The following is a 13,083-nucleotide window of genomic DNA, read 5'->3' on the forward strand; positions in this document are numbered from 1 at the left end:
AGGAAGGCGAATTCAAATGAAATCGTATAAAGGATATTTAATTGACTTAGATGGCACCATGTATCGCGGAACTGAACAAATTGCGGAAGCGGCAGGGTTTATTAATGACCTAAGGAAAAGGGATATCCCTTATTTGTTCGTCACCAATAATTCATCCCGGACTCCGGCACAGGTAGCGGATAAATTGAGAAGCATCGGCATATCGACGGAAGATGACCAGGTTTTCACGACAAGCATGGCCACTGCCAATTACATAGCCGAACAAAAGAAGGATGCATCGGTCTATGTGGTGGGTGAAGAAGGCATCATCGAGGCCCTTAAGGAAAAAGGAATGAAGCTTGTCGAAGAGCATCCAGACTTTCTGGTAATGGGCATCGACCGCGGCGTCAATTATGAAAAGTTGTCAAAAGCCTGTCTTGCTGTTAGAAATGGTGCTGTTTTCATTTCGACCAATGGTGATATTGCCATTCCTACTGAGCAAGGCCTTTTGCCCGGGAATGGCGCCTTGACCTCCGTTGTTTCCGTTTCGACTCAGGTACAGCCGATTTTCATTGGAAAACCTGAATCCGTCATAGTGGAGCAAGCACTAAGAGTATTAGGGGTACCTAAAGAAGAGACAATCATGGTTGGCGATAACTATGATACGGATATCCTTGCCGGCATTAATGCAGGGATCGATACACTGCTTGTACATACTGGCGTGACGACAAAAGAACGCTTAAAGCAATACAAGGAGCAGCCTACGCATGTGGTGGACACCCTCGACTTATGGCGCTTCGAATGAAAAAAAACAGGCCTGCGAATGCAGTCCTGTTTTTTCATGTCTTTTCATTCTGCATTTTCGGTTCTATGGGCAAGCCGGCTTGAAGCGGCAGCTGCAATCGCCCCAACGATATCATCTAAAAAGGTGTTCACCTTACCTGTGCTTTTATCGTTTAAATATTTTAAGATCCCCGGCTTTTGTTTATCGATGAAACCATAATTGGTAAAGCCGATGGATCCATAAACATTCACAATTGAAAAAGCCAGTATTTCATCGACCCCATATAGGCCTTCATCTATTTCAATGATGCTCAGCAGAGGCTCCTCGAGCAGTTTTTTCTCAGCTAGAATATCCAACTGAATGCCGGTAAGGATCGCATTTTGGACCTCGCGTTTTGAAAGGACCCGTTCGACATTGTGAAGGCAATCGGACATTTGGAGATTTTCATGGTAGCCAGATTGTAAATACATGACAAGCTCAGCGATATCCTCCAATTTCACTCCCCGTTCAATTAGCCATCTTCGAGCCGTTTTTTCAGACATTGATTGTTCAATATTAGCCATGTCATCACCCATTTCTCTATATTTTAAAGGGATAGTTCTAATGCAGGTAGTTTGATTTGATTAAAATGAAAACCCATGAAGGATGTTTTGATCGAATTTCTAATAAGGTTTCGATAATCATTCAGAAAACGGGTTATTCCACATATATATAAGTATATGATGTCCAATATTTCTATTATATCCATTTGATGAAGGGGGCCATTCCATGATAGAAGAAATCATTTTTAATAATTATGGCATACAGGTGGAGCTTGAAGAAGCCAATAGCAGGTTTCCAAGCTTCCGTTCAGGAAATATGGTTTACAGCATCGTTCCCATTGAAAATATGGAGCAGGAGGAATTAGTGGAACGGTATAAAATGTCTCAACATCTGATTTCACAAGGAGATCGTCACGTATCCGCCTTTGTCCTTGCCAATCATGGAAGTTATGTTTCGGAAGCGGATGAACAATTATTCATCCTTCTTGCCAATCAGGCATTGGAAGGTCCGAAAAATTTCAACCCAGGAAGACGTCTGGCAAGATTTCATCAGCGTGGGAGAAATATTAATGAAACGATCCGAACATGTTCAAGGATCGGTAAATGGAAAGAGCTCTGGGAACAAAGGATCGATCAGTTAGAAAAGATTTGGCGGGATAAGCTCAACGCCCATCCTGATAACCAGTTTGAAAAATTATTTATAGAAACCTTTCCCTATTATATGGTCCTAGGTGAAAATGCGATTCAATATTTAGTCGACACGGAAATTGATGATACCCCGCAAATTGTCGATAGTGGAACGGTTTGTTATGAACGTTTTTTACATGATACCTGGAAAAGCAATAAATGGATGAAAAATCCGTTCGATTGGGTATTCGACCACGGAACCAGGGATGTCGCGGAATGGGTGAGGGAACACTATTTTCAAAATGTGCATACCCATCAGCGGGGCATTGGCCATTTCTTTCACGAATATCAATCCATAGAACCATTCTCTAGTTTTTCAGCCCGGTTGTTATATTCAAGAATGCTATTTCCCATTCATTATTTTGAAACAGTGGAAGAATATTTTTCAAAAACGACGGAATCAAGGTCGAATGAATTGGAGGATAAAATATCTTCAATCACGAAATCCTCCCAACAATATGAGTCCTTCCTCAAACATTTTTATGAATTGGCGGAGGTCCCGGCCAAGCAATATGATTTGCCTAAAATTGACTGGATTTAGATAAAAGCTGAAAGAAATATGATTCATCCTTACTTACTATGTTATGATGATAAAAAGATTTTTTTGAATAGTTAGATATTTGGTTATTGCTGCGGAAGGATGGGACCATGAAAAGATTGATGATGGCCGCCCTTTTAGCCCTTTTAATCATCCAAACGACAAATCTTGCAAAAGCTGAAACGAAAACAAATTGCGAAGCAAATCAATTCAAGATTGTCATGAAGTCTGCTGCGGATGTGAAGGAAAAGGCGTCGGCTGCAAGCAAAACATTAATAACTTATAAGAAAAATAAAGAATTATCGGCAAGTGGAAGAACTGGAAACTGGTATAAGGTCTGTCACTCAAAAAAGACAGCATATATCAATATGGCAGATGCAAAAGAGCTTTTCAGTACTAGTGAAAAAGCCCTTCTGAAGAAATTCGAAAGGAGAAAAGGCGTTAACCAAGTTGTATCGGTGACAGGGAAAGCCATGAGTGATACAAAGGTCACGATCCAAACCTATGAGAAGAAACAAGGGGAATGGCGCCGGGCATTGAAGAAGATGGCGGGCGTCATTGGGAAGAACGGCTTCACGAAGAGCAAAAAAGAGGGTGACGGGAAATCTCCGGTTGGGATTTATTCATTTGGTACGGCCTTTGGAGGCGAAACGAAGCCGGCCGGAATGAAAATGAGTTATAAGAAAACGACCAAATATGACTACTGGATTGATGATCAGACATCCAAGGATTATAACAAGTGGAAAACCTATAAAGGAAATCCTGCAGATAAATGGAAGTCCTTCGAAAGAATGAATCATGAACTCTATAAGTATGGCGCGGTCATCAATTATAATACGAATCCCATCATAAAAGGAAAAGGCAGTGCAATCTTTCTTCATGTATGGAGAGGGGATACAAAGCCAACGGCGGGATGTGCAGCCACAGCCGAAAAGAATGTCCTCAGTTTACTGAAATGGATGGATCCCGTGCAAAAGCCACATATTGTAATGGGTACATATGATTCATTGGAGAGCGTTAAATAATAATCATCAAAATAGTTTCCCATAAAAAAATTAGTTTTACCCGTTCTTACTCGTTCAAGGGATGGACGAAAAAAGTTCGTGTATCCATCTTTTCTAACTATTGATAATTATATGAATTAAACTTATAATGTCTACTATACAAATACAAATGTTTTCTTGAGGCAAACAGTTTTTAAGGGGGAACCAAAATATGAAAGCCATCTCGATCGGTTTATTGGGGTTAGGTACAGTCGGATCAGGAGTCGTACAAATCATTGAAAGTCATCAGGACAAGCTCATGCATCAAGTGGGCTGTTCCATATCCATTAAGAAGATACTAGTCAAAGACACTGCGAAGGAGCGGCTTGTCGAGGTCGATAAAGGAGTGTTAACTGACAATCCTGAGGATATCCTTTCGAATCCCGAGATTGATGTTGTAATAGAAGTGATGGGTGGAATCGAAGAAACACGCGGTTATCTGATAGAAGCTATAAAAAATAAAAAGCATATCGTTACGGCCAATAAAGACCTAATGGCTTTATATGGACCGGAACTGCTGGAATTGGCCACCGAGAATCAATGTGATTTGTTCTATGAAGCAAGTGTTGCAGGCGGAATTCCGATTTTACGCGGTCTTGTCGATGGATTATCTTCTGACCGCATTACGAAAATGATGGGAATCGTCAATGGAACGACAAACTTCATTTTAACGAAAATGAGCAAGGAAGGCAGAGCTTATGATGACGTATTGAAGGAAGCTCAGGAGCTGGGATTTGCTGAATCCGATCCGACAGCCGATGTAGGCGGATTGGATGCGGCACGTAAAATGGCAATCCTATCAACACTTGGGTTCTCAATGAACATCGGCTTGAATGATGTGGAGGTACAGGGCATTACCGAGATATCCGAAGAGGATTTGAGATATAGTAAGAAGCTTGGTTATATAATGAAATTGATCGGCGTCGCTTCCAGGGCAGGGGATAGGGTCGAAGTAAGTGTCCAGCCTGCACTCCTTCCGGAAGCACATCCGTTAGCATCGGTAAATAATGAGTATAATGCTGTATACGTTTATGGGGAAGCCGTTGGGGAAACGATGTTTTACGGACCGGGGGCCGGCAGTCTTCCTACTGCGACTGCAGTAGTTTCGGATATGGTGACGGTAATCAAGAATATGAGGCTGGGTGTAAATGGCCGCAGTGCCGTTTCACCTCAGTACCCGAAGCAATTAAAAGATGCCACTGAAATTTTCGCTAAGTTCTTCATTCGATTACATGTTCAGGATGAAGTTGGCGTTTTAGCCAGGATCACGAATTTATTTGCCGAGCATGGGGTAGGATTCGATAAAATCCTTCAATTGCCTCTGGATGAAAAGGAATCTTCTGAAATCGTATTAGTTACGCATACTGCCACAAAGGCTGCATTTGAGCAAATAATACAGAAATTACATGATTACAATATGGTAAGAGAAGTGAAAAGCACATACAGAGTTGAAGGAGAGGACAACAAATGAGCTGGCAAGGACTTATAAGCACGTATAAAGAATTTTTACCCGTTAATGAAAACACACCATTACTAACCCTTTTGGAGGGTAATACACCTTTAATCAGATTGAATCGATTATCCGAAGAGTGGGGAATCGACTTACATGTAAAATATGAAGGGGCGAATCCAACTGGATCGTTTAAAGACCGCGGAATGGTCATGGCCGTGGCCAAAGCGATAGAAGAGGGCAGCGACACGATCATCTGTGCTTCCACCGGGAATACATCGGCAGCTGCAGCCGCTTATGCGGCCCGTGCCAACCTGCGCTGTATCGTTGTCATCCCTGAAGGTAAAATAGCCATGGGCAAGCTTGCCCAAGCCGTCATGTACGGAGCGGAAATCATCTCGATCGAAGGGAACTTCGACCAGGCTTTAAAAATCGTCCGTTCACTTAGTGAGAGCTCACCGATAACTCTTGTGAATTCGGTCAACCCATATCGGATTGAAGGGCAGAAGACAGCGGCTTTCGAAATTTGTGATGCCCTCGGCTCCGCACCGGATATTTTGGCGCTTCCAGTCGGGAATGCAGGTAATATAACTGCTTACTGGAAAGGGTTCAAAGAATATAACGAATCGAAACAAACGGGCCTTCCTGAAATGAGAGGGTTCGAAGCTGAAGGTGCGGCTGCAATTGTCCGGGATAGCATTATTGAAAATCCAGAAACGATTGCAACAGCCATCCGGATTGGAAATCCTGCAAGTTGGAGCTTTGCTGTGGAAGCGGCAAATGAATCCAAAGGCAAAATCGATGAGGTGACAGACGAAGAAATTCTGGAAGCCTATCATTTCCTTGCTAAAAAAGAAGGGGTATTTGCAGAGCCGGCATCATGTGCTTCCATTGCAGGCATCTATAAACAATTAAAAAGCGGTGAAATCAAAAAAGGAAGTAAGATTGTTGCCGTTTTGACTGGAAATGGATTGAAAGATCCGAATGTGGCAGTCAATACAAGCACGATTCAGCCGACATTGCTGCCAATGGATGAAGAGGTCATTTTAGAACATCTGCAGGGTGTGAAACAGGCATGAGTGCAGAATCAGAGATGTTCTTGATCCGTGTACCAGCGAGTACGGCCAACTTAGGACCAGGATTCGATTCCATCGGCTTGGCGCTAGGGCTTTACTTGGAAATACACGGATCTTCATCAGATCATTGGGAAGTCGTTCCACTTTCAGAGGAAATGTCTGTTTTTCCAACGGATGATCGTAATTATATCGTCCAAATTGCCAAGGAAACGGCGGCATCCTATGGAAAGGAACTATCCCCATGCCGGCTTTTCGTCTCTAGCGAAATTCCGCTGGCCCGGGGTCTTGGGAGCAGTGCCTCTGCCATTGTGGCGGGGATTGAGTTGGCGAACATCGTTGGTGAACTTCATTTATCCGATGAGGAAAAGAATAGGCATGCTTCCCTCTTTGAAGGGCATCCGGATAATGCGGGGGCATCTGTGTATGGTGGATTGGTTGTGGGCCTGCATACGGAGGAAAGAACGAATGTCGTGTCGTTTCCGATCGAGGGAGTTAAGGTGATCGCTGTCATTCCCGATTTTGAATTGCTTACTGAGGATTCAAGAAATATCCTTCCGACTTCGCTTTCCTATAAAGAAGCGATAAGCGGAAGTGCAGCCGCAAATGTTTTGCTGGCAGGAGTTCTAGCGAAGGATTGGAAGCTTGTTGGTGAAATGATGCAAAGTGATCGTTTCCATCAACCATATAGAGCGGAGTTGGTCCCTCATTTAGCGCTTATTGAAGAAGTTGTCCTTAATGAAGGCGGATTTGGTGCAGCCCTAAGCGGAGCAGGTCCAACTGTTTTATGCTTATCATCACCAGAAAAAAGCGAAAGTTTGCTCACTGGATTGAAGGAAAGATTTCCGGAATTTCTTGTGAAAGAATTGGAAATCGATAACGACGGCAGTTATACGGCAATCCTTTCAGAACAGGAAAAAAAGGAATTGAAATTTTTGAAATCGTGAGCCATCTTCATTCTCTGTCCATATAAAAAAGCTGACTCGCGTCAAGCCGTATCAATTCATTTGATAGGGCAAAAGCCGAGTCAGCTTTATTTTTTATTACATCCAGAAAAGATTCCTGCCTGCATGAATAAGGTTGAACGTTTATAGGTGAAGTGATCCTTCATCCATACGCTGCATGTTATTTAAAGGGCTATTAGAAAACTTGTTCAACTTCCACTACACCAGGAACTTCTTCAAGAAGGGCACGCTCAATCCCAGCTTTTAGTGTAATGGTCGAACTTGGACAGCTTCCGCAGGCTCCTAGTAATCGTAATTTTACAATTCCATCTTCTACGTCAACTAGTTCACAGTCACCGCCATCACGAAGAAGAAACGGACGAAGCTTATCTAGAACATCTTGAACTTGGACTTCCATTGTTTGTTGGTCAGACATTGCAATCGACTCCTTTCCTAATCATATTATAATGCGAAGGTAATAAAAAATCCAACTGTAACTTTGCGGAAATATAATCTATATTATTCTGGTATGATGGAAACAGGTGAAGGTTTCTAAAAAGTATTCAAAATGAAGTGAATATACTAAAATGAAGGAGGAAGAGTATGGTAATGAAAGAAATTGAGATAGAAGTGTATGGAGCGGAGCAAATTTGCTCGAGTTGTGTAAATCTCCCTTCTTCGAAAGATACCTGCGAGTGGCTTGAAGCCGCTTTAACGAGGAAGTTTCCTGAGCAGAAATTCAAAATATCCTATATAGATATGTATAATCCTCCAGAAACGCTGAAGCAAAAGAGCTTTGCCGCAAAGATGATCGAAGAAGATTTATTTTATCCACTGGTCCTCATCGAAGGAGAAATCATCGCAGAAGGAAATGTGCGTCTCAAAAAAGTGGTGGAAACAATGGAAAAATACGGATATATAATACAAGTGTGATATATAATGGAGGAAATAAGAAAAACTGACCTATGAATGAGCTGCATGCAGCTCATTGGGCCAGTTTATTTTAACATAGATGGGTTGGAATCAACCGTTATGGTATTTATACATCCAGAGAATGCCTGATTTCATTAGGCGTGCCACTCTACCGGTGATAGGGCGATTTGCAACAAGACCAAAGCCTTGTTTCTTCCCAAGAGAACCTAATGTCCCTTTTAATTTCATTGTCGGGAAGCTTTCTGGAAGTGGTTCATTTGCCCATTTCTTTACAAGAACCTGTACGATTTGCTCAGCTTGGGACTCCGCTAATTGAGCACTAGGCGCATGAGGCAGGCTCGCGCAGTCGCCGACCACAAAGATGCTGTCATCATTAGGAAGGAAATGCTGAGGAGTCAGAACGGCTCTTCCTTGACGGTCTTTTTCAATATCCATATCGCGGATGATCTTACTTGGCTGGATTCCAGCTGTCCATACGATGACGTCGCTTTGAACGGCTTCGTCGCCATTATAAAGAAGGTTTGGCTCAACTTTCGTTATATTTGAATGATGGACGATTTCGATTGTATGTTTATCGAACCATGATTCGACAAAGGTGCTTAATCTTTCTGGGAAAGCAGATAGAATATGTGGTCCACGGTCGAATAGCTTAACGTTTAAATCTGAACGGCTTTCAATCAATTCACTTGCAAGCTCAACACCACTCAGTCCACCGCCAACGATAGAAACGGTTGCACCGGCACCTAAATTATTCAAAGCTGAATATGTGCGGCGTGATTTATCGATTGTTTGGATACTGTAAGTGTGTGTGTCTGCACCAGGAATATTGTGGTATTTATCTTCGCAGCCAAGGCCAATGACTAAATCATCATAAACGACAGGATCTTGATTTTCTATAATGACTTGTTTATTTTCCATATCGATGGAAAGTACTTCTCCGTATACGTTCTTCAAGCGAGGATGTTCAGGAAATGCAACACGGATGTGCTGATCTGGAATGGTACCTGCTGCTAAAGCATAATATTCCGTTTTTAAGCAGTGATAAGGATTACGGTCGATAAGCGTGATGCTCACATTTTCAGGAAGCTGATTAGGCAGCAATCTTTGCAACATGCGCATACCACCATACCCGCCACCAAGTATGACTAGATTCTTCATATGATTTTTTCCCCTTTATTTGATCTCTTGAAAAATTTGACTAGCATTTAACTATAGGATTCCCCCAAATGGTCCCCTTTAAAGTTTAATTAAATATATATACCCCAATTAGTAGCAAGAATAAAAAATTAAATAATTTTCTTTTATTTACGTACCCCGACAAAAGTATAACGAATATAAAAGGAAATCACAACCGATATCTTGAAATCGGCTGATTTTTTATGCGTAAATATTGACTGTAAAAGGGAAAAGTAATAAGATGGTTTGTTAGTAACTGTGAGGTGAAACAATGTACCCGATTATTGAATTTTGTGTAAGCAATCTGGCCAGCGGCGCTCAGGAGGCTATGGAAAGGTTGGAGCGGGATCCGAATTTGGATATCATAGAATATGGTTGTCTGGGATATTGCGGCAGATGCTCTAGTAACTTGTATGCGCTTGTAAACGGTGAAGTGGTTTTTGGTGACACAACGGATGAATTGGTTGATAAAATATATAAGTACATTGATGAATTTGATATGTTCTAATCATCAACGGCGAACAAAAAGGCTGTTCCTTCCGAGGACAGCCTTTTTATTATCAGTGCTGCAGCAACGAGTGGGATGTTCGTTTCTGCTTGAGTTCCTGAAAGCGGTCCCTGGCCATCTGGATGATGGAGGCTTCCCGGGCATTTTTTTGACTTTCGAACACTAATGAAAAATACTTGATGGCTGCCTTTTCATTTCCCATCCTTCTTGAGATGTCGCAAGCGAGATATAGGATTCTGGCTTCGGATACCTGTGTGCCGCTGAAGTCACCTGTTGAATAGGATGCTTCATATTCCTTTAGGGCGAAACTCAAAAATCTTTCTTCTTGTTCCTTGGTTTTGTTGATCTTATATAACCAGGCTATCCGTAAACAGATTCCGGCAAGGATTATATGTTTTTCCTTTTTTAAAGCTCCGCAATAACTCGCCAGCTTGTATGTTTTGATCGCGTCTTTAATGGATCTCTCCTTGCTGACATGTTGGGGAACCCACTGGGAGCTGACTTTTTCCAAAATGATTTCCTTTGTAGTGGGGGAAGTAACGGGAGAAATCCTCAGAATAAGAAAAACCGCAATGAGCGCAAACAAAAAATTATAGTAAAGTGCGTTAAACGGGGCAAAAGTCCGTGTCATATTTAGCAACTTTTACAAAACGCGACCGTACCTTTTTAGTGGTTGATTTTTGTTTGCATAAAAGGCATTCATGCTTTTGTCATATAGAGGATGTATACCTTAGATGGAGATTCCCTCCTTCCTGTAATTTAGGATTAGGTCCAATAGAGTGGTTCATTATGCTTGTATTACATATTATAATTTTTGTTGGTAAAATAGGTGGGGGAATATGAATTTTTTCAAGCTGGAAAATTGGGCGTGGGAATTTCTTTGGTATATACTATAAAGAGAAATAGTTCTATCTCACATATCAGAAGAAGGAGGGATTTATTGTGAGTGAAGTTGTTCAAATAACGGAAGCTGCCGCTTTTCAGATAAAAGAAATGATGAAACACAATGGTGAAGAGGGTTCCTTTTTAAGAGTGGCCGTTAAAGGCGGAGGCTGCAGTGGATTATCCTACGGAATGGGTTTTGAACAAGAGCCCGGAGAAAAAGATAGCCAGCTGGAACAGTTTGAAATTAAGATCCTTGTTAATGCCGAGGATGCAGATATATTGAATGGAACGGTAATTGATTATAAACAAACGATGATGGGTGGAGGCTTTACGATCGAAAACCCAAATGCTATCGCTTCATGCGGTTGCGGGTCTTCCTTCAAAACGGCAAAAAACGCCGGTACGCCGGAAAACTGCTAAGAAACTCTTGTCATATAGAAAAGGGGGCACTTAAAAAAGTGCCCCTTTTTCATACTTATTTGCTGTCTTGAATATTGTACAGGGCCTCCTTGATTGGGAGGGAACCGTTGGAAATCTCGAATGTTTTATTGAATGTTTTTTCCTCTGTGACTGATGTGGCAAGAACGGCGGCTACATCGGCTCTTGGAATGGAATTGTTAGTATGGTCCACTTTCTCATCCGCAAAGATTTTTCCGATGGCTTGTTCGTTTGTCAAAGCAACCGGCCGGACAATCGTGTATGTCAGCCCGCTTGTTTTTAAATGTTCATCGGCATCATGCTTTGCTTCGAGATAATGGCGCATTCCTTCATGGGCTTGTTCCGGATTATCGGAACCGACAGAGCTTAGCATGACAAAACGTTCGATACCCTTCTTCTTGGCGGCATCAACCAGTTTAATGGCTCCATTCTTATCCACAGCTGTCGTTTTATCCGGACCTGTTTTTGGTCCAGATCCGGCGGCAAAAATGATGGCCTCCATGTTATCCACTGCTTTATCCACATTTCCCTCTAAATCGGCAAGGATTGGATGCCCGCCGAGTGCTTTTATCGTGTGAGCCTGTTCCTCTTTCCGGATCATTCCGTATACAGTCATTTGTGGATTTTTTGATAATTCCCCAATGATCTGCTTTCCTGTCGTTCCATTGGCTCCTGCGATTAAAATATTCATATATGCATTCTCCTTTCATGGCTTCTCCTACTCTTTACCCTTAGAATGATAAGGGTAAGCGCTGTGGATAAGTAATGAAAAAAGTTATCCACAATCATTGAATTGGGGACAACAAAAAACCCGGCTATCAAAGTCGGGTTTTAGCGTGATTTTAAAACATGGAAGAACTGTGCATCGGCTGAACTTTTGCTTTCGGGTCAATATATTGTTTGGCGTGATTGACGGCAGTGGGTGCCTCACCAAAACCACTTGCAATTAATTTTACTTTGCCATCATATGTTGCAATATCGCCTGCTGCATAAATTCCCGGAATATTCGTTTCCATTCTGGAATTCACCAAAATACTGTTTTTCTGGATATCAAGTCCCCATTCCTTGATTGGACCAAGAGAAGAAACGAAGCCGTAGTTGACGATGACAGCATCTACCTCCATTGTCTCTGTATCTTCACCATTTGTATCCTTGATGACAACAGTATGGATCCGTCCGTCTGTACCAATCAACTCTGAAGGTATGTAAGGCGTCTTTATTTCAACCTTTGAATTTTTAAGTGTTTCTACACTATGTTCGTGGGCACGGAATTTATCTCTTCTGTGAATGATGCTCACTTTCTCGGCAATCGGCTCGAGCATCAGGGCCCAGTCCACTGCTGAATCCCCACCTCCGAAGACCACCACTTTTTTGCCTGCAAAATGATTGAGGTCGTCGATGAAATAGTGAAGGTTGCCGCTTTCGTATTTTTTTGCATCATCAATTTCGATGCGGCGGGGTTGGAAAGCCCCATTTCCAGCTGTGATGATAATTGTTTTGGAGTAATGGATTTCTTTATCAGTCGTTAACTTGAAAACTCCATCGGCTTGCTTTTCCACTTCTTGAACGGCTTGCTCCAGGACAACATCCTGCTCGAACTTTGCCATTTGTTCTTTCAGATTATTCACTAGCTCCTGAGCGCGCACTTTGGGGAAACCAGCGATATCATAGATGTATTTCTCAGGGTATAGGGCCGACAATTGTCCGCCTAATTGTGGTAAGCTCTCGATGATTTTTACGGATGCCTGTCTCATTCCACCATAAAATGCAGTGAATAATCCAACTGGGCCACCGCCAATGATGGTAATATCATATACTTTTTCATTAACTTCCAACGTTATCCCTCCGATATACTAGGTTTGCTGAAATTTATCCTCTTATTTTAACATAGATGATCTTTTAAAAAACGAAGAAAGTTAGAAAAGTTAGAAAGTTTTGACTATACGAGGCGGTTTTATGATTAATATTTTTAAACCGCTTTCATAGGCGGGTAAAATTATACATTAGCACTAGTTGAGCTTATCGTATAAATATGGTTCAAAATTGGGTGGAAAGTAACGTTTTTCGGCTTTATTTTAACGGGAAAAAGTTCGGTTTGTTACT

Annotated in this window: 14 protein-coding genes and 1 pseudogene; 9 read left to right on the top strand and 6 right to left on the bottom strand. The window is 41.9% G+C overall.

Translation table 11 applies throughout. The features are described 5' to 3' along the window. Window positions 1–16 precede the first annotated feature (16 nt). The gene (locus J7E52_RS05365) at window positions 17–784 is read left to right on the top strand and encodes a TIGR01457 family HAD-type hydrolase (protein WP_098371474.1); all 768 of its coding nucleotides are present in this window, start codon (window positions 17–19) and stop codon (window positions 782–784) included. 44 nt (window positions 785–828) lie between these two features. Here J7E52_RS05365 and J7E52_RS05370 read toward each other — a convergent pair whose 3' ends face one another. After that, on the bottom strand, window positions 829–1,326 hold the full coding sequence (locus tag J7E52_RS05370) for a phosphatidylglycerophosphatase A family protein (RefSeq protein WP_063234039.1): 498 nt from the start codon (window positions 1,324–1,326) through the stop codon (window positions 829–831). Between the two features lie 205 nt (window positions 1,327–1,531). Between J7E52_RS05370 and yutH the strand changes: the two genes are divergently transcribed. The 5 genes from yutH to thrB all read left to right on the top strand — a co-directional run bounded on the left by yutH (window position 1,532) and on the right by thrB (window position 7,043). Beyond that, window positions 1,532–2,533, top strand: coding sequence for a spore coat putative kinase YutH (gene yutH, locus J7E52_RS05375; RefSeq protein WP_214743998.1), 1,002 nt, complete (start codon window positions 1,532–1,534; stop codon window positions 2,531–2,533). Between the two features lie 107 nt (window positions 2,534–2,640). After that, window positions 2,641–3,555, top strand: coding sequence for a L,D-transpeptidase family protein (locus J7E52_RS26800; protein ID WP_286197465.1), 915 nt, complete (start codon window positions 2,641–2,643; stop codon window positions 3,553–3,555). 190 nt (window positions 3,556–3,745) lie between these two features. Then, window positions 3,746–5,044 carry a homoserine dehydrogenase gene (locus J7E52_RS05385; RefSeq protein WP_214743999.1) on the top strand — a complete coding sequence of 433 codons (1,299 nt, stop codon included), beginning with the start codon at window positions 3,746–3,748 and terminating at the stop codon, window positions 5,042–5,044. After that, window positions 5,041–6,102 carry a threonine synthase gene (gene thrC, locus J7E52_RS05390; protein ID WP_214744000.1) on the top strand — a complete coding sequence of 354 codons (1,062 nt, stop codon included), beginning with the start codon at window positions 5,041–5,043 and terminating at the stop codon, window positions 6,100–6,102. The genes J7E52_RS05385 and thrC overlap by 4 nt, the downstream gene beginning before the upstream one ends. After that, window positions 6,099–7,043, top strand: coding sequence for a homoserine kinase (gene thrB, locus J7E52_RS05395; protein WP_214744001.1), 945 nt, complete (start codon window positions 6,099–6,101; stop codon window positions 7,041–7,043). Before thrC ends, thrB begins: the two co-directional genes overlap by 4 nt. 193 nt (window positions 7,044–7,236) lie before the next feature. Here thrB and J7E52_RS05400 read toward each other — a convergent pair. Then, window positions 7,237–7,458, bottom strand: a pseudogene (locus J7E52_RS05400) (NifU family protein); the annotation flags it as partial. A gap of 185 nt (window positions 7,459–7,643) precedes the next feature. Between J7E52_RS05400 and J7E52_RS05405 the strand changes: the two are divergent. Continuing rightward, window positions 7,644–7,973, top strand: coding sequence for a YuzD family protein (locus J7E52_RS05405; RefSeq protein WP_214744003.1), 330 nt, complete (start codon window positions 7,644–7,646; stop codon window positions 7,971–7,973). Between the two features lie 90 nt (window positions 7,974–8,063). On the opposite strand, the gene J7E52_RS05410 is transcribed toward J7E52_RS05405, so the two are convergent. Beyond that, window positions 8,064–9,131: an NAD(P)/FAD-dependent oxidoreductase gene (locus J7E52_RS05410; RefSeq protein WP_101223635.1), complete on the bottom strand. Its 1,068-nt coding sequence runs from the start codon at window positions 9,129–9,131 to the stop codon at window positions 8,064–8,066. A gap of 289 nt (window positions 9,132–9,420) precedes the next feature. Here J7E52_RS05410 and J7E52_RS05415 point away from each other — a divergent pair, with 289 nt between their 5' ends. Beyond that, window positions 9,421–9,657: a YuzB family protein gene (locus J7E52_RS05415; protein ID WP_214744004.1), complete on the top strand. Its 237-nt coding sequence runs from the start codon at window positions 9,421–9,423 to the stop codon at window positions 9,655–9,657. A 52-nt stretch (window positions 9,658–9,709) separates the two neighbouring features. Here the strand turns inward: J7E52_RS05415 and J7E52_RS05420 are convergent, their stop codons facing one another. Further along, a complete protein-coding gene (locus J7E52_RS05420; protein ID WP_286197466.1) occupies window positions 9,710–10,288 on the bottom strand; it encodes a DUF2225 domain-containing protein in 579 nt (192 codons plus the stop codon). 311 nt (window positions 10,289–10,599) lie between these two features. Between J7E52_RS05420 and J7E52_RS05425 the strand changes: the two genes are divergently transcribed. Next, window positions 10,600–10,962, top strand: a complete 363-nt coding sequence (locus J7E52_RS05425; RefSeq protein WP_063574759.1) for a HesB/IscA family protein — start codon at window positions 10,600–10,602, stop codon at window positions 10,960–10,962. A gap of 55 nt (window positions 10,963–11,017) precedes the next feature. Here the strand turns inward: J7E52_RS05425 and J7E52_RS05430 are convergent, their stop codons facing one another. Both J7E52_RS05430 and J7E52_RS05435 read right to left on the bottom strand, forming a co-directional pair. Then, window positions 11,018–11,671 carry an SDR family oxidoreductase gene (locus J7E52_RS05430; RefSeq protein WP_214744005.1) on the bottom strand — a complete coding sequence of 218 codons (654 nt, stop codon included), beginning with the start codon at window positions 11,669–11,671 and terminating at the stop codon, window positions 11,018–11,020. A gap of 151 nt (window positions 11,672–11,822) precedes the next feature. Next, a complete protein-coding gene (locus J7E52_RS05435) occupies window positions 11,823–12,815 on the bottom strand; it encodes an NAD(P)/FAD-dependent oxidoreductase (RefSeq protein WP_214744006.1) in 993 nt (330 codons plus the stop codon). Window positions 12,816–13,083: the final 268 nt, after the last annotated feature.

The organism is Bacillus sp. ISL-34, assembly GCF_018613325.1.
In the GTDB taxonomy this organism is placed as follows: domain Bacteria; phylum Bacillota; class Bacilli; order Bacillales; family DSM-1321; genus Peribacillus.

Excerpts from the sequence above, each read along its gene's own strand:
- J7E52_RS05365 (WP_098371474.1), top strand. The coding sequence starts at position 17 with ATGAAATCGTATAAAGGATATTTAATTGACTTAGATGGCACCATGTAT.
- J7E52_RS05370 (WP_063234039.1), bottom strand. The coding sequence starts at position 1,326 with ATGGCTAATATTGAACAATCAATGTCTGAAAAAACGGCTCGAAGATGG.
- yutH (WP_214743998.1), top strand. The coding sequence starts at position 1,532 with ATGATAGAAGAAATCATTTTTAATAATTATGGCATACAGGTGGAGCTT.
- J7E52_RS26800 (WP_286197465.1), top strand. The coding sequence starts at position 2,641 with ATGAAAAGATTGATGATGGCCGCCCTTTTAGCCCTTTTAATCATCCAA.
- J7E52_RS05385 (WP_214743999.1), top strand. The coding sequence starts at position 3,746 with ATGAAAGCCATCTCGATCGGTTTATTGGGGTTAGGTACAGTCGGATCA.
- thrC (WP_214744000.1), top strand. The coding sequence starts at position 5,041 with ATGAGCTGGCAAGGACTTATAAGCACGTATAAAGAATTTTTACCCGTT.
- thrB (WP_214744001.1), top strand. The coding sequence starts at position 6,099 with ATGAGTGCAGAATCAGAGATGTTCTTGATCCGTGTACCAGCGAGTACG.
- J7E52_RS05405 (WP_214744003.1), top strand. The coding sequence starts at position 7,644 with ATGGTAATGAAAGAAATTGAGATAGAAGTGTATGGAGCGGAGCAAATT.
- J7E52_RS05410 (WP_101223635.1), bottom strand. The coding sequence starts at position 9,131 with ATGAAGAATCTAGTCATACTTGGTGGCGGGTATGGTGGTATGCGCATG.
- J7E52_RS05415 (WP_214744004.1), top strand. The coding sequence starts at position 9,421 with ATGTACCCGATTATTGAATTTTGTGTAAGCAATCTGGCCAGCGGCGCT.
- J7E52_RS05420 (WP_286197466.1), bottom strand. The coding sequence starts at position 10,288 with ATGACACGGACTTTTGCCCCGTTTAACGCACTTTACTATAATTTTTTG.
- J7E52_RS05430 (WP_214744005.1), bottom strand. The coding sequence starts at position 11,671 with ATGAATATTTTAATCGCAGGAGCCAATGGAACGACAGGAAAGCAGATC.